Below are 22353 nucleotides of genomic sequence, written 5' to 3'. Positions count from 1 at the left end.
TCTTAGAATGCTCCGAACAGTTTGAGTGCCATGGCGATCGTCAGCGCGATCGAGACGACAAAGACGACGACGGCCGTCCGCTTGCCGCCTTCCTTCGAGACGGCGTCGTGGTTGACGTCCATCAGCAGGTGGCGAATGCCGGCGCAGAAATGGTGGAAGAAGGCCCACGACAACGCGAGGACGATCAGCTTGACGACGATGTTGGAGAGGAAAGCCTTGAAGACTTCGAAGCTGAGCTCGGAGGTGAGGCTCTGGTCGAAGAGGAACAGCAGGAACGGCAGGAACAGGAACAGCAGCGCGCCGCTGACTCGGTGGAGAATCGACAATATCGCCGCCAGGGGCATGCGATATTTCAACGTGATGTCGCCGATTCCGATGTTCCGGTATTCCGGCCTCGGCTTTCTTACTGCGTCAGTCATGCTAGACCCCTACTATGTTGTCACACTAATCCGCGATTTTAGCGCCTTTTTATATCGCGCTGCAGCGAAAGTCTGCTCTGGATAATTGCGCGAATACGAACAAAGGCGGCCCGAAACGTGCTCCGCGAGCGTGGGAAACGCGATGCACGCGGCTGAGCCGAACGTCGTCAGCTCAAGTCATTCTGATAGTAGTACCCGGTTGTGACATACCAGCCGCGACGCACCTCCACCGGCCGGTCCCCATACGTATAGGACACGCGCTCGACCGACAGCAGCGGGAACCCGGCCGGCACGTGCAGCAGGTCGGCCACCGCCGGATCCGCCGCGACCGCGCGGATCTTCTCCGTCGCGCGGATCATCCGCGTCCCGAACTCCGTCTCGAACATCGCGTAGAGCGGCCCCTTGTACTCGCTCAGCCGCTCGAACGTCAGCCCGCGGAACATCGCGCCCGGCAGCCAGATCTCGTCGAGCACCGTCACTTCGCTGTCGAACTCCAGCAGGCGGCGCACCTGCACGACCGGATCGGCGGGCTTCAGGTCGAGCTGCCGCGCGATCTCGGCCGGCGCGCGAAGGCGCCGGCATTCGAGCAGCCGGCTCACGTGCGGGTGCTCGGCGCCGTCGTCGGCCAGCAGACGCAGAAAGCGGAATTGCGCGCGATCTTCGTTGTGCGTTGCAACAAAAGTACCCTTGCCCTGCCGCCGGACCACGAGGTTTTCGGCGGCCAGCTCGTCGATCGCCTTGCGCACGGTGCCCTGGCTGACCTTGTAGCGGGCCGCGAGCTCGACTTCGCTGGGGATGATCTCGCCCGGCTTCCATTCGCCGGATTCGAGACTTTGCGTGATCAATGACTTGATCTGCTGGTATAACGGGCTGAACGTCGGCGACGCGGAGGCCGCGGGCGAGGCTGCGGGATCGCCCGCGCCCGGCTGCCCTGGGCTGCCTGCGCCGGTCTGATTCGCGGTGTTCGCCTGGTTCGATGTCATGGCGCGCATTTCATCACAAACCGCACTTTTTCGTCCACTCAATTTCCGCAAAACATCTGTCTTATATAAGACATATGATACCGTTTGACTTTGCGCGTGACGGCTCCTACACTCCCGGTCGAGCAAGGGTTCGCGGGTGCAACAGCGCGTCCCCGGCTACGTGCCACGGCCGTCTCCAGGTTCACCGCGTCCGCCATCGCGAGTCCTCCGCCCTGCTTCAATGCAACGCTACGCACAACGCGCATAGAATGGCGTTTTCGCTCGCGTCCAACGCTTCATCCGTCCTGGAGATTTTCAATGGCTAAGCCCGCAAAGCGCGTTGCCGTCACCGGCGCCGCAGGTCAAATCGCTTACTCCCTGCTGTTCCGCATCGCGAACGGCGACCTGCTCGGCAAGGATCAGCCGGTCATCCTGCAACTGCTCGACCTCCCGCAAGCCCAAGGCGCCGTCAAGGGCGTCGTGATGGAACTCGACGACTGCGCGTTCCCGCTGCTCGCCGGCGTCGTGATCACCGACGATCCGAAGGTTGCATTCAAGGATGCAGACGTCGCGCTGCTGGTGGGTGCACGCCCGCGCTCGAAGGGCATGGAGCGCAAGGACCTGCTGTCGGCGAACGCCGAAATCTTCACGGTTCAGGGCGCCGCGCTGAACGAAGTCGCGAGCCGCGACGTGAAGGTGCTGGTCGTCGGCAACCCGGCGAACACGAACGCGTACATCGCGATGAAGTCGGCGCCGGATCTGCCGAAGAAGAACTTCACGGCCATGCTGCGCCTCGACCACAACCGCGCGCTGTCGCAGCTCGCCGCCAAGTCGGGCAAGCCGGTCGCGTCGATCGAGAAGCTCGCCGTGTGGGGCAACCACTCGCCGACGATGTACCCGGACTTCCGCTTCGCGACCGCCGAAGGCGAATCGCTGCTGAAGCTGATCAACGACGACGTGTGGAACCGCGACACGTTCATCCCGACCGTCGGCAAGCGCGGCGCGGCGATCATCGAAGCGCGCGGCCTGTCGTCGGCCGCGTCGGCAGCCAACGCGGCGATCGACCACGTGCGTGACTGGGTGCTCGGCACGAACGGCAAGTGGGTCACGATGGGCATCCCGTCGGACGGCTCGTACGGCATCCCCGAGGACATCATCTACGGCGTGCCGGTCACCTGCGAAAACGGCGAGTACAAGCGCGTCGAAGGCCTGGAAATCGACGCGTTCTCGCGCGAGAAGATGGACGGCACGCTGGCCGAGCTGCTCGAAGAGCGCGATGGCGTCGCCCATCTGCTGAAGAACTAAGCATCACGCATCGTGCCGGGCGGCCTTCGGGGCGCCCGGCTTCGGCACGGGCCGGCACGCCGCCGGCCCTGCCGGCCGATCCGATTCGCGCACGCTTTGCCGCCCGCGCTTCGCCGCGCACCGGCCCAGAGCCTGCCCGAATCCGATTTCCGCCACGTTGACCCGCTTCCCTGACGTAGAAGAGATGGCCGCGCTCACTCCTGCACAAGTGCTGTACGACAGGGCGTCCCCGCCCGCGATCCTGCCCTGCTGCGATCACTACGCGGGCAGCGAGAAGCTGATGCGCAAGTCGCTCGCGCTGCAGGCGGAGCTGGGCCCCGTGTTCGACCTCACGCTCGACTGCGAGGACGGCGCGGCCGTCGGCCAGGAAGCCGCGCACGCGGCGCTCGTCGCCGATCTGCTCGGCAGCGCCGAGAACCGCTTCGGCCGCGTCGGCGTCCGCATTCACGACTTTTCCCACCCGCACTGGCGCGACGACGTGCGTATCGTGCTGCGCGCATCGCGCGCCCCCGCCTACATCACGCTGCCGAAGATCGCGAGCGCCGCCGACGCGGCCGAAATGACCGCGTTCATCGAAGGCACGCGCCGCGAGCTCGGCATCGCGCAACCGATCCCGGTCGACGTGCTGATCGAGACGCACGGCGCGCTCGCGCAGGCAGCCGCCCTCGCCGCGCTGCCGACGGTCGGCACGCTGAGCTTCGGGCTGATGGACTTCGTCTCCGCGCACCACGGCGCGATTCCCGATTCCGCGATGCGCTCGCCCGGCCAGTTCGACCACCCGCTCGTGCGCCGCGCGAAGCTGGAAATCGCCGCCGCCTGTCACGCGCACGGCAAGACGCCGTCGCACAACGTGACCACGGAAGTGCGCGACATGGCCGTCGTCGCAGGCGATGCACGCCGCGCGCGCGACGAATTCGCATTCACGCGGATGTGGAGCATCCACCCCGCGCAGATCCGTCCGATCGTCGACGCGTTCGCGCCGCGCGTCGACGAAGTCACGCTGGCCGCCGAGATCCTGCTGGCCGCGCAGGCCGCCGACTGGGGCCCGACGCGCCACGGTGATACGCTGCACGATCGCGCGAGTTATCGTTATTACTGGTCGGTGCTGCGTCGTGCGCGGGCCACCGGCCAGCCCTTACCGGACGAGGCCGCGCCGCTGTTCGGCCCGGCCGCCGCGGGCGTCGCGCCGTGAGCGTGCGCCGCCCGTCGATACACGCATTTCATGCATTCGCGGTTTCGCCGACCGGACAGACGTTTGCGAAACGACAAAAAACGTAACGGAGCCCGAAAACCTGATATATGCGCGGCCAAATAGGTGAAAATAGCGGCCGCTGCGCGCTTTCGGGGCGCGTGCAGTTTCAAACCGGCCGGCAGTTTCGATTGCCGGCCCTTGTCAACTGATTATCGAAAGGTTCTGACTCCATGAAGAAACTCCTGATCGCTACCGCCATCGGCGCCTTGTCCGCCACGATGCTGGTGTCGGCTCCGAGCGCGTTTGCCCAGGGTACGGCCACCACCGCGAAGAAGGCCACGGCCAAGCGTCCGGCGCCGGCCAAGCGCATCATCCCGCGCAGCAAGAAGGCGCAGGCACGCGCGGCCGCCAAGGTCGATCCGGTACCGGACGGCGCGGTCAAGTGGTCCTGTAAGGAAGGCCTGTCGTTCGACCTCGCCGGCGACATGAAGCGCGACCAGGTCGTCACGGTTCACTGGGCGAAGAAGAACTACAAGCTGCCGCGTCAAGCCACGACGACGGGCGCCGACACGTTCTACGATCCGGCCGCGGGCTTCAAGCTGGTCGTGATCCCGACCAAGGCGATGCTGTTCTCCGACGCAAACGGCGGCGAGCGCCTCGCGGACGAATGCGTGACGCCGGAAATGGCGCAAGGCACGGCAGCACCGACGCAGTCGAACGAGCTGAAGCCGGCCACGAACTAAGCGCGCGCGTTTTTCCGCTCCCGGCCCCTCGATGTCCGCCCCGGTCTCCAACGTCCGCCCCGCGCCGGATTCGGTACTCGTCGACATCGTCGACTACGTGCTGAACACCGGCATCGACAGCGCACTCGCGCTGGAGACGGCGCGTCATTGCCTGATCGACACGCTCGGATGCGGACTCGAGGCGCTGTCCTACCCTGCCTGCACCAAGCTGCTCGGCCCCGTCGTGCCCGGCACGATCGTGCCGAACGGCGCGAAGGTGCCCGGCACGTCCTTCCAGCTCGATCCCGTCCAGGCCGCGTTCGGCATCGGCGCGATGATCCGCTGGCTGGACTTCAACGACACCTGGCTCGCCGCCGAATGGGGTCATCCGTCCGACAACCTCGGCGGGATCCTGGCGACGGCCGACTGGCTCTCCCGCACGGCCCGCGCGGCCGGCCGGAAGCCGCTCGCGATGCGCGACGTGCTGATCGCGATGATCCAGGCCCACGAGATCCAGGGCTGCCTCGCCCTCGAGAATGCGTTCAATGCCGTCGGGCTCGACCACGTGCTGCTCGTGAAGGTCGCGTCGACGGCCGTCGTCGGGCGCCTGCTCGGGCTCACGCGCGACGAGCTGATCAACGCTGTGTCCAACGCGTTCGTCGACGGCCAAGCGCTGCGAACCTACCGCCATGCGCCGAACACCGGTTCGCGCAAATCCTGGGCGGCCGGCGACGCGACGTCCCGCGCGGTGCGCCTCGCGCTGATCGCGAAGACGGGTGAAATGGGCTATCCGTCGGCGCTCACCGCCAAAACCTGGGGCTTCTACGACGTGCTGTTCGACGGCAGGCCGTTCCGCTTCCAGCGCCCGTACGGCACGTACGTGATGGAAAACGTGCTGTTCAAGATCGCGTTCCCCGCCGAATTCCATGCGCAGACGGCCGCCGAGGCCGCGCTGCAGCTGCATGCGCAGCTCGCCGCGACGGGCCGCACGACTGACGACATCGGCCGGATCACGATCCGCACGCATGCAGCGGCGATCCGCATCATCGACAAGCAGGGCCCGCTCGCCAATCCGGCCGACCGCGACCACTGCATCCAGTACATGGTCGCCGTGCCGCTGCTGTTCGGCCGTCTGACCGCGGCCGACTACGAAGACGCGGCCGCCGCAGACCCGCGCATCGACGCGCTGCGCGCGAAAATCGTGTGCGTCGAGGATCCGCAGTTCACGAAGGATTACCACGATCCGGACAAGCGATCGATCGCGAATGCGCTGACGATCGAGTTCAAGGACGGATCGAAGCTTGCCGAAGTGGCGGTCGAGTATCCGCTCGGCCATCGGCGGCGCCGGGCCGAAGGCGTCCCGCTGCTGGTCGATAAATTCCGGACCAACCTTGCGCGCCGCTTCCCGGCCAAGCAGCAACAAGCGATTCTCGACGTGTCGCTGGACCAGGCAAAGCTCGAAGCGATGCCGGTCGATGAGTACGTCGACTTGTACGTGATATAGCCGTCATTTACAGGACTCTTTGTTTCCTAGCCTTAAACCCAGGAAAATCACCATGGCCCACAATCTCCACAAGACCCTCAAGGAATTCGACAGCGGTTCCGGCAAAGGCAAGTTCTACTCGCTGCCGCAGCTCGGCAAGGAACTGAAGACGAAGATCGAACGCCTGCCGGTGTCGATCCGCATCGTGCTCGAGTCCGTGCTGCGCAACTACGACGGCAAGAAGATCACCGAAGAGCACATCGAGCAGCTCGCGAACTGGAAGCCGACCGCGAAGCGCGTCGACGAGATTCCGTTCGTCGTGTCGCGCGTCGTGCTGCAGGATTTCACGGGCGTGCCGCTGCTCGCCGACATCGCGGCCATGCGCGGCGTCGCCGAGCGCACGGGCAAGAACCCGAAGAAGATCGAGCCGCTGGTGCCGGTCGATCTCGTCGTCGACCACTCGGTCCAGATCGACTACTTCCGCCAGAAAGACGCGCTCGACCTGAACATGAAGCTGGAATTCCAGCGCAACAACGAGCGCTACCAGTTCATGAAGTGGGGCATGCAGGCGTTCGACACGTTCAAGGTCGTGCCGCCGGGCGTGGGCATCGTCCACCAGGTGAACCTCGAGTATCTGGCGCGCGGCGTCCACAAGAAGACGGACGGCGCCGACACCGTGTACTACCCGGACACCCTCGTCGGCACGGACAGCCACACGACGATGATCAACGGCATCGGCGTGGTCGGCTGGGGCGTGGGCGGCATCGAGGCGGAAGCCGGCATGCTCGGCCAGCCGGTGTACTTCCTGACGCCGGACGTCGTCGGCGTCGAGCTGAAGGGCAAGCTGCGCGAAGGCGTGACGGCCACCGACCTGGTGCTGACGATCACCGAAATGCTGCGCAAGGAGAAGGTCGTCGGCAAGTTCGTCGAATTCTTCGGCGAAGGCACGCGCTCGCTGTCGCTGCCGGACCGCGCGACGATCGGCAACATGGCGCCCGAATACGGCGCGACGATGGGCTTCTTCCCGGTCGACGAAAAGACGATCGACTACTTCGAAGGCACGGGCCGCACGAAGGCCGAAATCGCCGCGTTCGAAAACTACTTCAAGGCGCAGAACCTGTTCGGCATCCCGAACGCCGGCGACATCGACTACACGAAGGTCGTGACGCTGGATCTGACGACGGTCGCTCCGTCGCTGGCCGGCCCGAAGCGCCCGCAGGACCGCATCGAGATCGGCCACGTCAAGTCGACGTTCACCGACCTGTTCTCGAAGCCGGTCGCGGAAAACGGCTTCGCGAAGAAGGCGGACGACCTGGGTACGCAGTACACGACGAGCAACGGCGTCGACGTGAAGAACGGCGACATCCTGATCGCCGCGATCACGTCGTGCACGAACACGTCGAACCCGAGCGTGCTGCTGGCCGCCGGCCTGCTCGCGAAGAAGGCGGTCGAGGCCGGCCTCACGGTCGATCCGAAGATCAAGACCTCGCTCGCACCGGGATCGCGCATCGTCACCGAGTATCTGACGAAGACGGGCCTGCTGCCCTACCTGTCGAAGCTCGGCTTCGAAGTCGCGGCGTACGGCTGCACGACCTGTATCGGCAACGCGGGCGACCTGACGCCGGAACTGAACGAAGCGATCACGAAGAACGACATCGTCGCGGCGGCCGTGCTGTCCGGCAACCGTAACTTCGAAGCGCGTATCCACCCGAACATCCGCGCGAACTTCCTCGCGTCGCCGCCGCTCGTCGTCGCGTACGCGATCGCCGGCAACATCACGCGCGACCTGATGACCGAGCCGGTCGGCAAGGGCAAGGGCGGCCGCGACATCTACCTCGGCGACATCTGGCCGACGAGCGAAGAAATCCACGCGCTGCTCAAGTTCGCGCTCGATCCGAAGAAGTTCGAGGACAACTACTCGAAGCTGACCAAGAAGGGCGACCTCTGGAGCAAGATCGAGGGCGAGACGGGCGAGGTCTACGACTGGCCGAAGTCGACCTACATCGCCGAGCCGCCGTTCTTCGGCAACGACTTCTCGATGGAACCGGCTGCGTCGATCCCGACCGTCAAGGGCGCGCGCGCACTGGGCATCTTCGGCGATTCGGTCACGACCGACCACATCAGCCCGGCAGGCTCGATCAAGGAAGACTCGCCGGCAGGCAAGTGGCTGAAGGAAAACGGCGTGCAGAAGGCCGACTTCAACAGCTACGGCTCCCGCCGCGGCAACCACGACGTGATGATGCGCGGCACGTTCGCGAACGTCCGGATCAAGAACCTGATGATCCCGGCGAAGGCGGACGGCACGCGCGTCGAAGGCGGCCTGACGATCCACCAGCCGAGCGGCGAACAGCAGTCGATCTACGATGCAGCGATGCAGTACGTCGCCGCCGGCACGCCGACCGTCGTGTTCGCGGGCGAAGAGTACGGCACGGGCTCGTCGCGCGACTGGGCCGCGAAGGGCACGCAACTGCTCGGCGTGAAGGCCGTGATCGCTCGCAGCTTCGAGCGCATCCACCGCTCGAACCTGGTCGGCATGGGCGTGCTGCCGCTGCAGTTCAAGGGCGCGGACAGCGTGCAGTCGCTCGGCATCACCGGCGAAGAGACGTACGACATCGAAGGCCTCGGCGACGACTTCAAGCCGCAGCAGGACGTCACGCTCGTGATTCACCGCAAGAACGGCGAAACGCAGCGCGTGCCGGTGCTGCTGCGTATCGATACGCCGATCGAAGTCGACTACTACAAGCACGGCGGGATCCTGCCGTTCGTGCTGCGCTCGCTGCTCGCCGCGTAAGCGCCCTGCTTTTGCAGGTGCCGCAGCCGCCTCGCGGGCGGTTGCGGCCGATTTGGATGCCCGACCTCGTGTCGGGCTTTTTTTCGCCTGCCGCTCGGTTGGCGCGCGGCGTAGCGCCGACCGCGCGGCAGCGCCCTGCTTTCGCGGGATGCCACCGGCCGGCATCCGGCTCGCGCGTCACGCCACCTTGCTGCTTCGCACCTTCGCGCCCGCGGAGGAACCCGCCCGCGCGTTCTTCTTCAGATGCGTGCGGTTGTATTCGATCGCCGCGCGCACGAGGTTTTTCAATGCCCGCTTGTCGAGCTTATCGCCTTCGAAGAAATCGATCGCGCGCCGCGCATTGCCTTCGAGACCGTCGTTGAACAACTGGTCGGGATCGGGCAATTTCGCGCCGTGCATGAACGTCAGCTTCACCTTGCCCTTGTGCGCGTTCGCGACCGCGATCATCCCGTCGCACGACCACACGGGGCTGCCCATCCACTTCCATTCCTCGACGATGCCGTCGTCGCTCGCGAGGATCGTCCGGCGCAGCTCGGCGAAGGTCTTGCCGCGCCAGTCGGCGATGCCGGCGATCAGCGCATCGATGCGCTCGGCTGGCGTGAGGTTCGTTGCACTCATGCGTGGGCCTCCGTTTGCGAGTCAGGACGCGACAGCACCTGTTCGAGCGATTCGAAGAACCGTACCCAGCCGTGCTGCGCACCGCGATACGCCTGCTCCTGATCCGCGCGGAAGCCGACCTGCTCCATGCGCAGGTGCGTGCCGGCCGGCGTCGGCGTGAGTGTCCACGTGACGACGCTTTCGAGGCCGTGGGCCGCCCACGTATAGGACAGCGTACGGTGCGGCTCGATCGCGAGGACCGTGCAGTCGACCGAGCCCCAGTCCGCGCGAAAGGTGAACGCACGGCCCGCGACGGGCTCGAAATCGCTCGTCATCAGCCACGCCTCGATCAGGTGCGGTTGCGTGAGCGCGCGCCAGATCTTCTCCGGCGGATGCTGCAGTTCCCGGTCGACAACGACGGAGCGCGTTTCGGTAGAGGCTTGGTTCATGACTGATCCATCCTTTTGAGCAGATCTTCGAGGGCATCGAACCGGCTCTGCCAGAAGCCTGCCATCTGGCTCGTCCAGTCGATCAACGGGGCCAGCGCCTGCGGCTGCGCGCTGTAGTGCGTCTGCCGGCCTTCGTGACGGTCGTTCACGAGCCCGGCCTGCTTCAGTACGCCCAGATGCTTCGATACCGCCGGCTGCGACACACCCGCATGGGTCGTCAGCGCGGCAACCGTCAGTTCGCCCTCCGCGCAGAGCCGCTCGAAAAGCGCACGGCGCGTGGGGTCGGCGAGTGTCCGGAAAAGCGTGTCCTGAGCGTTTTGCATAGTGTCCAAAATCCATAACCAACTGGTTATGGATGGAAGGATAGCGGCCAGGCAGCGAGTGTCAAGGAGGAATTTTGCTGACGTCCACGATCGTGGCGACGGGGCCTGTGGCAAGGAAGATTGCGAGAAGTCTCCACACTACGCAGCCGGAATCCAGTCCTTTCTATTTCTTATTCAATCGTCGCGTACAGTCCGGCGCCACGCATCAAGCGCTCTCATGTTCGGGCTTCCATGCGTTGCAGTTGTCGGAAAAAGTCATCTTCCACCAGGTTACGCCTTAAAAACGAGCCGCCGAGTTGTATCAGAAACAGCAAGACGAACCCGCCTATACAGGCCCAAAACCAGCCTTGAGATGCGTTGAGGGCATGCAACGCAATCATCATCACGAGCAGGCAGCAACTCCCGCCCACGGTGACAGACAAGCTCAGCAGACGCGCATAGGCTGCATCGACGCGAGGCACAGGAACGAACTCGGTTCCAACCAGGTTCAGCCGCACCTTTTGGGCGCTAACTGAAGCAATCAGTTGCGCGCCCTGGCCATGCGCGACCATCTGCGCCGCGAGCGCCTGAAGCAAGAGCGCATTTACCGGCCCCGGTTTGCCGATCGCGCGATCGACGTCGTGCACCGGCAGCTCCGGGCTTACGTCCTTGATGGCGCCCAGCGTTGCATGACGGCCCTGGGACGGTAGATCACTCATCCATGCGTGCCGGATTCTCCGGCGTGGCGTCTGCTCCGAGGACAGCAGCGTCTCCAGCCCGTCCACCACGGAATCGGACGGCATCGCGATCGGGCGGAATAATCGCGCCTGCGGCAAGACCGTTGCCTTGAGGCTCGCGGCTACACGCGGCGACGTAAGCAACATCGCCACAGCGGCCTCGGACCAGACCGGCTCGATGCGCTCCGCATGCAGTTGGCAGGCCAGCAACAGCCGGAAATCGGACGTCCAGCCCTTGTCGAACCACGTGTCGATATTCGCCTCGTTCGCATCGAACGGCACCCACAAGAACTGCACGAGATTGGGTAGATTCAGTTTTTTCCAGACCGCTCGCAGTTCGGCCAGATCGTCCTTGTTGGCGGATTGCAGGATCACGTCGATCGCATGACCCGACGCATCATGACGCACGAGGCTGGCCGAGAACCGGCTCGTCAGTTGCTCCAGTACCACCGCAAGCCGCGATACGCCTGCCGAGCCTTCCGTTTGCGGCAAAGGCAGGATCTTGCCGGGGTTGATCGGCGCGCTGCCCTCCAGGCCAAGCAGACGTTCGCCCAACTCGGGCTCGGCCGTCAACGCGATGCTATCAACGATCATCACATGAGCTTGTGCCCATTGCCGCCATGCAGCCCGCTCGGCGCGGCACAGGAAATTCCACCAATCAACCCGCTCGATCCAATCCTCGTAGCCGGAATAGATCGCCGAGCATACGCCGCCCGATATCAGCAGCGGCAACAGGAACGCGCGCACGAAGAATAGTTCGGACATCACCGGTTTACCCTGCTCCCAGTTGAATACCGTGATGAGTATGCCGGCGGTCTGTATGACGACTACGGCAAGCACACACCACCAGATCGAGGGCGGCTTGCCGTACTGATACTCAGCGACACCTGGGAGGGCCCATGTTCTGCTCATACGATTTTCATCCCCGTGCTGCTGGCGATCACCTGGCTGCCGCACCGCGTTCGGCACATATGCACAGCCCATTTCCGGCCGCCTTCGCTGTAGCCCTCGGCACATTCAACGATCGCGTTGTCACCGTGCTCCGGACACGAGACGATGTCATGCAACAACGCGACCTTGCGGCCGTCGAGGTCGAACGTCGATGAAGCGGTCTTTACGATGCCGCCGTGTGTCGTCGCATCGCCTATGCATATTGGGTTCTTCATGATGATGTAGTACGTGTACGGTGATATGAATTGAGCGTCTCATTGAAGCATCAGGGGCATATTTTTCATCGGCGTTTGCACTTCACTGAGGTATCAACGGCGCATCCGGGTTGGTTGGTTTGATCGATGTGTCGCAGGTGATTCGGTCCTGGCCGGAGGGTGTGCGAAGATTGGACGGCATCTTCGCATCAAACTCGATGCGCTTATGCATAGAATTAGAAATGAGCGGATAGCGATCAGTGTCCAACACGTCCACCGTCTCGCTGATTTTTTTTGAAACAAAAATACTATCTCGCGTAACTGCGAATGCATATTTCTTCGAATCCTCAAACGGGTTGAAGCTATGATCCGCGTAGACCTTCGTGGCGAAAGTTTTCCCACCATTTAGCGAGTACCAAAACGGTACCGCACAACCTTTTTCGCCATTCCCACAAACCATTTCATTCGGGTAGGCCAAAGGCAACACAATATTCTGACCGCTCGGATCGGCATTAATGATGCGGCCCTGGAAATTTTCAAACATGCCTCGCCCTAAAAATTTTCGAATCCCAGCGCGGGTGTCGTTGTAGTACGATTCCCCATGATGACAGTCCCGGTAACGTTCCAACGTTACAAAGCGATGATCGTCAATCCGATAGATCACTTGTGGCGGCGAGTCATACGGCAACTCCTTGAGCGCTGAGCTCATGAAATCACCAAGCCCGAAGGCCGGACGGCGCGGAGTCTGCGCGGTGCACCCTTGCATCAGGGCAATCAGCGCAATTATGGTCATGACGTTTTTCATCGGCGTTTGCACTTCACTGAGGTATCAACGGCGCATCCGGGTTGGTTGGTTTGATCGATGTGTCACAGGTGATTCGGTCCTGGCCGGAGGGTGTGCGAAGCTTTGAGAAAACACTAGGCCGCTTTGATGCAGCGAAACTCCCGCCCCGGACGCCAGGAGGATAGGGTTTGCTTAAATCAATGCCTGGCACCATCGGATATTCGACAACGTAGGCGTCATTGTCTGCCGATCTATTGGAGACATAGAGTCGGTCGCCGGTTACAAAGACCGAATAGTCCCGCGAATCCTCGAACGGATCAAAGCTGTGTTTCATATAAACCATTGCGGAAAAGTTCCTCCCACCGTCCGTCGAATACAACAATCCAACGTCAACTCCATGATCTGATGTTCCAAGATGCGGTGGCGCACCGGACGGAAATGCCAAATTTTTCCCGGTCATATCGGCATTAATGAGTCTACCTTGGTAATCTTCGATACTAGCCCTACCCAGGCCCGTTTTTATACCAATGCGCATATCGTTGTAATAGGCTTGACCATAATTGCAGTCTCGATAGTTCTCGAGCGTAACAAAGCGATGATCATCGATCCTATAAATTATCTGAGTCGGCGAATCATAGGGAAGTGCATTTACACGCAAAAAATTACCCAATGAGAATATCTGCCTTTGCTGTGCCGCACATCCCTGCATCAGGGCTACCAGTACAACGATAACAATCGAGCACTTCATCACGCTCCTCCTTTCCACTGCTGCTGCCGCAATTGTTCAGCTTCGGCCTTGCTTTGTTCCTCGGCCACCGTGTCCCAATCGATATAGGCAGGTTTAACAATGCTTTGGGGAGCGCCAAGCTCGAAATAATCGTCATAGCCCTGCGTCCAGTCGGCAGACTTCATCAGGAGGGTCCAGAACGCCGGCTTCTCATATGCATCACAAAAGCCGATTGGGAGATCGTAGGCCACCACTCGGCGCATGAACGCCTGATGCTGCGGCAACGTGCTGTGATTAGTCGGCTCGGCGAGATAGGTATCGAGTCGGTGCAGCATTTCGTCTTGGGTCTCAAGTCGATTTGCGCGTTTGGACCTGTAAATATCCTCGGTAGTAACGGTACGTGCGGGCTGAAAAATCGAGCGCATGTACCGGTAGTCGGGATCAGCGTATTGGCCCTGGTTCGGATCGATTGGATTCTTGACCCACTTACCCATCTCTGGTGCGGTCAGCCGAGATAAATCGAAGTATTTCATTTCCTCTTCCGTGACCGGATTCGGCACCTGCTCGGCATTGATCGTCACCGTTTTATCGGGATGCGGTACCGCCCATAGCTTCACGAGGGGCGTAAAGATATTCCGGTTGCCGTTCCAGAAATCGGTAGACTTTGCTCCAGGTACAAGTTTGTCTTCGGGAGTCGGTGGCAGCGTGCCGAATCTCTTTGCACCAGGCGCATCGCCCACCGGCGTACCGCGCGCCAGCATGCGCTGCTTCACGATGTCATCCAACTCTTTAAGCAATTCGTCATCCACGCCCTGCCAGCCGATGCTTTGCAGCGGCACCGCGCCCATTACTCGATCATGCGGCGTGAAGTACACGTACAGCCGGCCATGATTGTCGCGCTCATGCAGGCCGGACTTGCGCTGGTTGTCAGGCCGCCAGAAATCCATGTCTTCGGACGCGCCGCACTGAAGCTGTTTCAATTCCGTCTCAGTGAAAACACGCTTGTCCTGCTTGATCCGGCTTGCGATATTCCTGAACGTGTTGACGCGTGCCTCCGGTGTGGGACGCTCCGCACCGCAGGCCAGCGCGTCCGTGATCTTGTCATCCAGGGCATAAGGCGAATTCATCACGAACACGGCATCGGGCGCGCGCGTCTTGCATAAGGCGGTCGCCGCCAGCGCGATCATCGTCCCTTGGCTATGCGACATCACTGACACCGTATCGCGCGGGCACTCGTTTCGAATCCGATCGATCAGGTCGGCCAGCCGTTGAGCCGCGTGCGCGTAGTACGTGCGCGGAGGGGCGTCCTGCAATTGGCGATCAGCCTCCGTATTCAACGACTCCATGTCGAACCTGAACACATGACGCTTGAATCCCTCGCAACTCCACAACTGCGGCAGGTTGTTGGTGCCATTCTGGAAAGGGCCGCCGCCCCAATACCACGGACCGTTCTCGTTCGTGCACGCTGGCGCCCAGATATCGAAGCCGCGCGGATTGCGCATCGGGATGCGCCAGTTGCGCTCGGTCCCAGGAGCTGCGCTGTAGCCCCAATAGAAGCGGATCACGGGAGAATGGCCGCTCCACTCTGGATCAAGCTGGCGAGCGATCGGCATATCAGTTTTCTTATCGTAGGTAATGTATCTGTTCTCTCTGAGCTTCCAACCGTCAGCACGATTCAAGCGCACATTTAGTCCTTCACACAACGCCTTTTCAGCCGCGTCATACCACTCCCCCGTGGAATTAACGCCATGCACAAAGATGATGACGCCAGGCATATGAGGCGGAATTCGACACTCTGCCCGCACCTGAAAACTGCTCGGCGTGTGATAAGACTCCCAATACGGTTGCCCAAGATGATCGCGCTTCATCGGCACGATGCGCGTTGCAGTGTCATGTTGATAGAGCTGCGCCGCATCGTCATCGTCGCCCGTACCATCTGACTGGTTTGACTGGTCGGTCATGAATCAGGCTTCCTTATTGTTCTGAAGCAGCAGCTTGAGCCCTCGCGCAACGTCCTGCCGGCTCAACGAAGTCTCCCCCTTGCCGTTGGTGACCCCCTCGATAATCTGCCCGCTAGCCAACTGAATCTTGTACGGCCGGTTCACAATTGGTCGGCCGGTGATGTCGTCGCTGAGAATGAAGCGCTCATCGTTCGCGATATCGGTCTGGCTGAATTTCGGCAGTGGCAGCGACAGCGCACCCGGTCCTTCCTTCTGGATTTCGATGATCTTGAGGATCAGGCAACCAGCCCCGCCAATCTCGACGTTATCGCCGTGTACCTTGATGTAAGCCGTGCCGCCGCCGCCGAGCACGACCCCGTTAGCGGCATTGACCGTTGTAGTACCGTCGGCACTGGTGATTCGCACGTCTTTCTGCGCCACCATCTCCATTGCATCCGACTGCGCCTGGATTTGAACTCTCCCGCGCGCGGCATAGAGCTTGATGCCGAACTTGTGCGCAAACAGCGACAGCACCTCGCCTGCCGCAATAGCAACATTCCGAAGCGCATTCACGTTGAATCGCGCCGACGTACCGACGCTCACGTCCTTGCCCGCCGACACCATCACCCGATCCGGCGTCGCCAGGCCAATGCCGTTCGGTGCGGACAACGCGATCACGGCCGTCTTCAGACTAGCGAGTTCGTCCTTCAGCCACGCGTTCTCGGCCTTCAGGTCCGCGATCTCCGCATGCGCGACGGCTGCGGCGTTGGTCAATCCCTGAGCCTGTGCCTGCGTCAATGCAAACTGGTTCGTCATCGGCCGCGTGTCGGACGACTGTCCGATCGCCTTCTCCTGCCTGTCGGACGACACCAGCAGGCCGCCACCCGCACGGACGTGCCCCCGCTCGTCGGTACGCAGTTCGAAGCCCTCGCCGCGCAGTCGCTGGTCCCGGTCCACCGTATAGCCGAGATTGAGCTGCGTCTTGCCGTGCTCTGTCGCGACCTTGATGTGTTCCTGGCCCTCCCGGTCATCCAACTCGACGGTGTTGTTCGAGCGCGTGCGGATCGTATTGCGCGTGCCCCACGGGACACCTGCGACGATCGGATCCGTGTGTTGGGCGGTGTGCAGCACATGGCTGATGAACGGCAGATCCACGCAGCCCCACAGGAAGCTCACGCCGACCACCGTCCCTTCGACAAGGCCGAAGTGAAAACCCGTCTGGTTCGGCCCCGCGAACGGCTTTGCCAGCCGCATTGGACAGCTTTGCAGACCGGGCGCCCGCGTGTCTCGATCCAGATGGAGATCCACGATGTATTCGCCCTGACCATCCAGATAAGGATCCCTCCAGCCTCCCGACGAAGCGATCGTCCCGGTTATGACACCGTCGATCCGCGGCCACGTTTCTTCCATCAGCGGCATTCGATACTGGCGATCGGACGGAATCGCGTCGAATTTCACGTGATACGCACTCTTCCGGCTCGCGCCGCACGTCACCCGCACTACAAGCAGGCCATGCTTCGCATCAGACAGCGTCCGGTTGGACAGTTTCAGCACCGAACCGGGCGTGAGGTCCAGCATGTCGCACTCGCCGCGATATGCGACCTGTCCGGTCAGCGCTGCTTCGCGACGCAATTGCGCTTCCTCCTTCGCCTCGTCCTCGCTCTGATTCGGCATCCCCCAGGTATACGCTTCACCATACGTGGTGCGGTCGTCGCGGATCGGGCTGACAGCCTCGATCGGATTCGAGATCGCCGTTTCGGTATTGAAAGTGCGCACGATGTAGGTTGCCGGCAACGTCGTCGCGCGCATTTCGAGCGCGCTGACCGATTCGACACCTCCCGCCTCCAGGCCGCTGTACGGCCGGTACGCAACTGTTAGACGCTCGGGATCGCGGCGGTAGTGCGCATAGTCGTCGCCGAAGCGCACCTGCTCGCAATGCTTGCCTTCCTCGCACACGAACCAGATGCCAGAGCGTCTGCACAAGCGCGTAATGAACGCCAGGTCGTCCTCATCCCATTGCATCACGAAGCTGCGCTTGCGATAGGTACGATGTAGCTGGAATTCAAAGCGCGCGAAGATCTGATTGAACTCATGCTCCCGCAGAATCTGCTCGATGATCTCGGGAATGGTTTTGTCCAGGAAGAACCGGCATTTGGGCGCATTGCGCAACAGCGCCAGACGCGATTCCAGCACAATCTCGTACAACGACTGGTCGCGGTTGGTCGCCTTGAGTGCGAAGCCCGTCACCACGCCTTGCACGCGGCGTGCGCTTTCAGGCTGGCTCCATCGGTCACGCGGCGGCGGCTGAATCACAAACGCTCCGATTCGGTTCAGGAATTCAGTGCGTGACAGGTCATGGCGAGGGTGCGTGAACTGGATCGTGTACTTCGTCGGCTCTCCGATTCCGCGTGCCCCATCGAACTCATAGACGTCCGCTAGCGCGGCGGCAGGCATGCCCTTGAGATCAAGGCTATAGAACTGATGGATGTTGATACCCGCACGTGCGGGCGTGTCGAAATTGGCCGTGCTCGGGGTCAATCAATCCTCCGAAAACGTTTGCGGAATAGGCCGCGCGACTTTAACCGAGCAAGGGACAAAGCCGCCATAGGACGAATATGAAATTGGTAAGAACCGGGATTTGAAGCCGAATCCATTTACGCGTTCCGATGGAACAAAAATGGATTTCGTGTTTTTCCGATACCGATTCTCTCGGTCGCAACCCCCGGCTGACTCATAGCCGTTCGCCACGCGACATGTCCGAGCCCCCCGAAGGTCGAGTCCAAATGGAGCAACGGCGGAAATCGGACGTAGGTGAGCGCTACCGATTTCATTGCGACCGTACCCGCCCGGCCACGTAACGGCAGCTTCGTTCCCTCCCGAACAGCAAGGGGTTCCACCCATTACATTCGAATATTTCCTCTAATCCGCAATTGCGGCTCGCGATCCGAAAGCAGCCTGCAAGACTGGCCGCCGCGCTGTTCCACAGTTCGGGAAACGTTCGGGTTCGGCTGGCCCCATTTTTGTGCCTGCGCGAAGCGGTTCCTGACGAGTCGCTTCCAATGACCACATAGTGCGATACGGCGTGCCGCCATTGACACGCAAACGCCATGCATCCACGTCGCGCTCTCGTCTACGGCCACGCACATTCCGGCGCTGCAACGAACGACTCGTGCGTGTGAGCGACGCGCGTTGCCGCGCCGTCGTGCCGCGAACCGGTTCCCGTCCACCGGGCCCGTCATTGCCCGCGTGAACGGCGCTGCGCGCGCAGTCATGCGCCCCCGTTGTCAGAACTGACAGCTATGGAAAATGGCAGCTACCCGAACGGCACCGACGCCCTACGCTCGTCACCGCTCGCGGCCCCACAAGGGCCGGGGTTCCAGTAACGTCGCCTCTCCTAAAAAGGACTCCCGATGAAAAGGAACGCCTGGTTTGCCCTTCCCCTTCCGTCGCCCCGCCGCCTCGCGTGCGTGGCACCGCTCGTGTTCGCCGCCGCAGCGGCGCACGCGACGACGGATTGGGTCGATACTCATACGAACGCCTTTCTGACCGGCCCGCAGTTGATGGCGCGCAGTGCGGCGCCGTCGCGCGAACTGGCAGCCGGTGAAACGACCAATGTCGTCGTCAGCCTGAAGCTGCGCAACGCCGCGCAGCTCAAGCAACTGGCGCGCGACGTGAACCGGCCCGGCAGCGCGCATTACCGCCAGTACCTGACGCACGAGCAGTTCCTCGCGAACTACGCGCCGACCGACGCGCAGGTGAAGTCGGTCGTCGATTATCTGCACAAGAGCGGCTTCACGAACGTCGAGGTCGCGCCGAACCGGCTGCTGATCTCGGCCAGCGGCACGGCCGGCACGGTGAAGGCCGCGTTCAACACGTCGCTCGTGCACTTCGACTACGCGGGCCGCTCGGGCTTCGCCAACACGTCGACCGCGCAAGTGCCGCGTGCGCTCGGCGACGTCGTCGGCTCGGTGCTCGGGCTGCAAAGTGTCGCGCGGGCGCGGCCGATGCTGCGCATCGGCAACGTGGCGAAGCCGCAGGCGCTCGCGGCCGGCACGGCGACAGGCCACTATCCGAAGGAATTCCCGGGCCTCTACAACGCGACCGGCGTGCCGACCGCCGCCGGCGTGACCGTCGGCATCATCACGATCGGCGGCGTATCGCAGACGCTGCAGGACCTGAAGCAGTTCACGTCGAGCAACGGCTACGGCACGGTCACGACGCAGACCGTCAAGACCAACGGCACGGGCGGCAGCTACAGCGACGACCAGGACGGCCAGGGCGAATGGGATCTCGACAGCCAGTCGATCGTCGGCTCGGCCGGCGGCCAGGTCGGCAAGCTGGTGTTCTACATGGCGGACCTGAACGCCGCCGGCAACACGGGCCTCACGCAGGCGTTCAACCGCGCGGTGTCGGACGACACCGCGAAAGTGATCAACGTGTCGCTCGGCTGGTGCGAAACCGACGCGAACGCGGACGGCACGATCGACGCCGAGGAGCAGATCTTCACGACGGCAGCCGCGCAGGGCCAGACGTTCTCGGTATCGTCGGGCGACGAAGGCGTGTACGAGTGCAACAGCCGCGGCTACCCGGACGGCTCGAACTACACGGTGTCGTGGCCGGCTGCGTCGCCGCACGTGCTCGCGATCGGCGGCACGACGCTCTACACCACGTCGGCCGGCGCGTTCTCGAACGAGACGGTGTGGAACGAAGGACTCGATTCCAACGGCAAGCTGTGGGCGACGGGCGGCGGCGTCAGCACGATCCTGCCCGCGCCGTCGTGGCAGTCGGGCAGCAATCGCCGGTTGCCGGACGTCGCGTTCGATGCCGCGCAAAGCACGGGCGCGTACATCTACAACTACGGCCAGCTGCAGCAGATCGGCGGCACGAGCCTCGCCGCACCGATCTTCACGGGCTTCTGGGCACGGCTGCTCGCGGCGAACGGCACGGGCCTCGGCTTCCCGGCCGGCAACTTCTATGCGGACATTCCGTCGCATCCGTCGCTCGTGCGCTATGACGTCGTGTCGGGCAACAACGGCTATCAGGGGTACGGCTATACCGCCGGCACCGGCTGGGATCTGACGACCGGCTTCGGCAGCCTGAACATCGCGAACCTCAACCAGCTGATCAAGTCGGGCGGGTTCTGAGCGATGCATGAAAGCCGGCGCGCGGCGAGGGTGTGCCGTGCGCCGGTCGCGACCGTGCCGCGCCCTACTCCGCCGCCGGTTCCTTCACCGGCTCCGACACGACCGGCGCGCCGGCCCGATGCGACGGCGCGAACAGCCGCAGCCCGCTCGCGACGCTCGCCGCGCCCGCGAAACCCGCACCGAGCATCAACGCCAGCGTCGGCCCGTGGCGGCCCGCGATCCCGAACGACAGTGCAACCAGCGCCGCGCCCGTCGCCTGCCCGATCAGCCGCGCGGTCGCGATGATCCCGCTCGCGCCGCCGCTGCGCTCGGGCGGCGCGCTCGACATCAGTGCTTTCAGGTTCGGCGACTGGAAGAAGCCGAAGCCCGCGCCGCACAGCATCATCCGCCAGCCGATGTCGACGACACCCGGCGACACCGGCAGCGCGGCGAGCGACACCATCCCCGCACTCAGCAACGCAAGCCCGATCGCGCCGAGCAGCCCGGGCGGATAACGATCCGACAGCCGCCCCGCGATCGGCGCGGCGAGCGCGACGATCGCCGACCACGGCGTCATCAGGAATCCCGTCTCGACCGCGCTGCGATGCAGGACGGTTTCGAAATAGAACGGCAGCGACACGAACGCGAGCCCCTGCGCGGCGAACGCGCACACGGCCGTCAGCGCGGACAGCGTGAACACGGGCCGGCGGAACAGGTCGACCGGCAGCATCGGCGCCGGATGGCCGGCCTGGCGGCGGATCAGCAGCCAGCCGAACGTGAACGCCACCGCGGCGGCAGTGCACACGACCGAGAGCGGCCCGCGCTGCGCGAATTCGCCGAGCGCGAAGATCAGCGACGCGAACGTAATCACGTTGAACAGCGCAGCCACCGGATCGAATACATGCTTGCCGCGCGCCGTCTGCGGCAGCGAAGGAATCGCCACGGCCAACGCGAATACGCCGAGCGGCACGTTCACCGCGAACAGCCACGGCCACGCGGCCACCGACAGGATCAGCGACGCGATCGTCGGCCCCACCGCGAACGACACGCCGACGACGAGCGCGTTGAAGCCGACGCCGCGCCCGAGCCGGTGCGCCGGGAACAGGCCGCGGATCAGCGCGACGTTGACGCTCATGATCGCGCTCGCGCCGAAGCCCTGCACGATGCGTGCGGCGGTCAGCATCGGCAACGTCGACGCGAGCGAACAGCCGAGCGACGCCAGCGTGAACACCGCCAGCCCGGCGACATACACGCGCTTGTGGCCGACGATGTCGCCGAGCGACGCGAACGGCAGCAGCGTCGCGACCATCGCGAGCTGGTACGCGTTGATGATCCACACGGAGGCGGCCGGCGACGCATGCAGGTCGGCGGCGATGGCGGGCAGCGCGGTGTTCGCGATCGCGGTGTCGAGCGTCGCGAGCGCGACGGCCAGCAGCACGGCGGACATCGCGCGCCAGTTGACGGCCGGCTCGTGCGCGCCGGCGGGGGAAGCGAATTCGGACAAGATGGGCTCGGCTGACGAGCGACGCGCGGCGTCGCGGATTGAGCGGCGCGGCGGCGGCGTGCCGGACGGCAAGACCGGCGCGCGCGTTGCCGCGATCCGTATTGTTGCAGAGCCGCATCAAACCTGCAGGCGGCCGCCGCGTCAGTCAGCGAAACGAAAGCTGGCGAGATG

Annotated in this window: 18 protein-coding genes; 6 read left to right on the top strand and 12 right to left on the bottom strand. The window is 63.2% G+C overall.

Translation table 11 applies throughout. The features are described 5' to 3' along the window. Positions 1 to 2 precede the first annotated feature (2 nt). Together sdhC and QZM72_RS21625 are read right to left on the bottom strand one after the other, a co-directional pair. Entirely contained in the window at positions 3 to 419 is a 417-nt protein-coding gene (gene sdhC / locus QZM72_RS21630) for a succinate dehydrogenase, cytochrome b556 subunit (protein WP_059582807.1), read from the bottom strand. 167 nt (positions 420 to 586) lie between these two features. Continuing rightward, complete coding sequence (locus tag QZM72_RS21625) at positions 587 to 1402, bottom strand: GntR family transcriptional regulator (RefSeq protein WP_218828350.1); 816 nt, start codon at positions 1400 to 1402, stop codon at positions 587 to 589. Positions 1403 to 1699: 297 nt separating this feature from the next. On the opposite strand from QZM72_RS21625, the gene QZM72_RS21620 reads away from it, so the two are divergent. From QZM72_RS21620 to acnA, 5 genes are all read left to right on the top strand, one after another. After that, complete coding sequence (locus tag QZM72_RS21620) at positions 1700 to 2686, top strand: malate dehydrogenase (RefSeq protein ID WP_006479357.1); 987 nt, start codon at positions 1700 to 1702, stop codon at positions 2684 to 2686. A 184-nt stretch (positions 2687 to 2870) separates the two neighbouring features. Beyond that, positions 2871 to 3878, top strand: coding sequence for a CoA ester lyase (locus QZM72_RS21615; protein ID WP_301739224.1), 1008 nt, complete (start codon positions 2871 to 2873; stop codon positions 3876 to 3878). 230 nt (positions 3879 to 4108) lie between these two features. Beyond that, complete coding sequence (locus tag QZM72_RS21610; protein ID WP_301739157.1) at positions 4109 to 4621, top strand: hypothetical protein; 513 nt, start codon at positions 4109 to 4111, stop codon at positions 4619 to 4621. Positions 4622 to 4652: 31 nt separating this feature from the next. Then, positions 4653 to 6104: a bifunctional 2-methylcitrate dehydratase/aconitate hydratase gene (locus QZM72_RS21605; protein WP_301739156.1), complete on the top strand. Its 1452-nt coding sequence runs from the start codon at positions 4653 to 4655 to the stop codon at positions 6102 to 6104. 52 nt (positions 6105 to 6156) lie between these two features. After that, entirely contained in the window at positions 6157 to 8874 is a 2718-nt protein-coding gene (acnA, locus tag QZM72_RS21600; RefSeq protein WP_089469360.1) for an aconitate hydratase AcnA, read from the top strand. Positions 8875 to 9051: 177 nt separating this feature from the next. Here acnA and QZM72_RS21595 read toward each other — a convergent pair whose 3' ends face one another. The 9 genes from QZM72_RS21595 to QZM72_RS21555 form a co-directional block, all read right to left on the bottom strand. Further along, positions 9052 to 9492: a DUF1801 domain-containing protein gene (locus QZM72_RS21595; protein ID WP_301739155.1), complete on the bottom strand. Its 441-nt coding sequence runs from the start codon at positions 9490 to 9492 to the stop codon at positions 9052 to 9054. Next, a complete protein-coding gene (locus QZM72_RS21590; protein WP_301739154.1) occupies positions 9489 to 9920 on the bottom strand; it encodes an SRPBCC domain-containing protein in 432 nt (143 codons plus the stop codon). The genes QZM72_RS21595 and QZM72_RS21590 overlap by 4 nt, the downstream gene beginning before the upstream one ends. Beyond that, a complete protein-coding gene (locus QZM72_RS21585) occupies positions 9917 to 10243 on the bottom strand; it encodes a helix-turn-helix transcriptional regulator (RefSeq protein ID WP_089469357.1) in 327 nt (108 codons plus the stop codon). Before QZM72_RS21585 ends, QZM72_RS21590 begins: the two co-directional genes overlap by 4 nt. Before the next feature lie 215 nt (positions 10244 to 10458). Next, entirely contained in the window at positions 10459 to 11871 is a 1413-nt protein-coding gene (locus QZM72_RS21580) for a hypothetical protein (protein WP_301739153.1), read from the bottom strand. Beyond that, entirely contained in the window at positions 11868 to 12125 is a 258-nt protein-coding gene (locus QZM72_RS21575) for a PAAR domain-containing protein (RefSeq protein ID WP_089469356.1), read from the bottom strand. The genes QZM72_RS21580 and QZM72_RS21575 overlap by 4 nt, the downstream gene beginning before the upstream one ends. 82 nt (positions 12126 to 12207) lie before the next feature. Next, a complete protein-coding gene (locus QZM72_RS21570) occupies positions 12208 to 12909 on the bottom strand; it encodes a hypothetical protein (protein WP_089469355.1) in 702 nt (233 codons plus the stop codon). A 13-nt stretch (positions 12910 to 12922) separates the two neighbouring features. Further along, the gene (locus QZM72_RS21565) at positions 12923 to 13636 is read right to left on the bottom strand and encodes a hypothetical protein (protein ID WP_089469354.1); all 714 of its coding nucleotides are present in this window, start codon (positions 13634 to 13636) and stop codon (positions 12923 to 12925) included. Further along, a complete protein-coding gene (locus QZM72_RS21560) occupies positions 13636 to 15576 on the bottom strand; it encodes a DUF3274 domain-containing protein (protein WP_179233482.1) in 1941 nt (646 codons plus the stop codon). The genes QZM72_RS21565 and QZM72_RS21560 overlap by 1 nt, the downstream gene beginning before the upstream one ends. A gap of 3 nt (positions 15577 to 15579) precedes the next feature. Then, a complete protein-coding gene (locus QZM72_RS21555) occupies positions 15580 to 18093 on the bottom strand; it encodes a type VI secretion system Vgr family protein (protein ID WP_301739152.1) in 2514 nt (837 codons plus the stop codon). A gap of 872 nt (positions 18094 to 18965) precedes the next feature. On the opposite strand from QZM72_RS21555, the gene QZM72_RS21550 reads away from it, so the two are divergent. Beyond that, on the top strand, positions 18966 to 20699 hold the full coding sequence (locus QZM72_RS21550) for a protease pro-enzyme activation domain-containing protein (protein WP_301739151.1): 1734 nt from the start codon (positions 18966 to 18968) through the stop codon (positions 20697 to 20699). 64 nt (positions 20700 to 20763) lie between these two features. On the opposite strand, the gene QZM72_RS21545 is transcribed toward QZM72_RS21550, so the two are convergent. Beyond that, on the bottom strand, positions 20764 to 22182 hold the full coding sequence (locus QZM72_RS21545; RefSeq protein ID WP_089469456.1) for an MFS transporter: 1419 nt from the start codon (positions 22180 to 22182) through the stop codon (positions 20764 to 20766). Positions 22183 to 22353 lie beyond the last annotated feature (171 nt).

The organism is Burkholderia sp. AU45388 (assembly GCF_030481585.1).
Classification (GTDB): domain Bacteria; phylum Pseudomonadota; class Gammaproteobacteria; order Burkholderiales; family Burkholderiaceae; genus Burkholderia; species Burkholderia sola.
The sequence above is the reverse complement of the archived record's forward strand: the minus strand, read 5'-3'. Positions and strand labels throughout refer to the sequence as shown.

Excerpts from the sequence above, each read along its gene's own strand:
- sdhC (WP_059582807.1), bottom strand. The coding sequence starts at position 419 with ATGACTGACGCAGTAAGAAAGCCGAGGCCGGAATACCGGAACATCGGA.
- QZM72_RS21625 (WP_218828350.1), bottom strand. The coding sequence starts at position 1,402 with ATGACATCGAACCAGGCGAACACCGCGAATCAGACCGGCGCAGGCAGC.
- QZM72_RS21620 (WP_006479357.1), top strand. The coding sequence starts at position 1,700 with ATGGCTAAGCCCGCAAAGCGCGTTGCCGTCACCGGCGCCGCAGGTCAA.
- QZM72_RS21615 (WP_301739224.1), top strand. The coding sequence starts at position 2,871 with ATGGCCGCGCTCACTCCTGCACAAGTGCTGTACGACAGGGCGTCCCCG.
- QZM72_RS21610 (WP_301739157.1), top strand. The coding sequence starts at position 4,109 with ATGAAGAAACTCCTGATCGCTACCGCCATCGGCGCCTTGTCCGCCACG.
- QZM72_RS21605 (WP_301739156.1), top strand. The coding sequence starts at position 4,653 with ATGTCCGCCCCGGTCTCCAACGTCCGCCCCGCGCCGGATTCGGTACTC.
- acnA (WP_089469360.1), top strand. The coding sequence starts at position 6,157 with ATGGCCCACAATCTCCACAAGACCCTCAAGGAATTCGACAGCGGTTCC.
- QZM72_RS21595 (WP_301739155.1), bottom strand. The coding sequence starts at position 9,492 with ATGAGTGCAACGAACCTCACGCCAGCCGAGCGCATCGATGCGCTGATC.
- QZM72_RS21590 (WP_301739154.1), bottom strand. The coding sequence starts at position 9,920 with ATGAACCAAGCCTCTACCGAAACGCGCTCCGTCGTTGTCGACCGGGAA.
- QZM72_RS21585 (WP_089469357.1), bottom strand. The coding sequence starts at position 10,243 with ATGCAAAACGCTCAGGACACGCTTTTCCGGACACTCGCCGACCCCACG.
- QZM72_RS21580 (WP_301739153.1), bottom strand. The coding sequence starts at position 11,871 with ATGAGCAGAACATGGGCCCTCCCAGGTGTCGCTGAGTATCAGTACGGC.
- QZM72_RS21575 (WP_089469356.1), bottom strand. The coding sequence starts at position 12,125 with ATGAAGAACCCAATATGCATAGGCGATGCGACGACACACGGCGGCATC.
- QZM72_RS21570 (WP_089469355.1), bottom strand. The coding sequence starts at position 12,909 with ATGAAAAACGTCATGACCATAATTGCGCTGATTGCCCTGATGCAAGGG.
- QZM72_RS21565 (WP_089469354.1), bottom strand. The coding sequence starts at position 13,636 with ATGAAGTGCTCGATTGTTATCGTTGTACTGGTAGCCCTGATGCAGGGA.
- QZM72_RS21560 (WP_179233482.1), bottom strand. The coding sequence starts at position 15,576 with ATGACCGACCAGTCAAACCAGTCAGATGGTACGGGCGACGATGACGAT.
- QZM72_RS21550 (WP_301739151.1), top strand. The coding sequence starts at position 18,966 with ATGAAAAGGAACGCCTGGTTTGCCCTTCCCCTTCCGTCGCCCCGCCGC.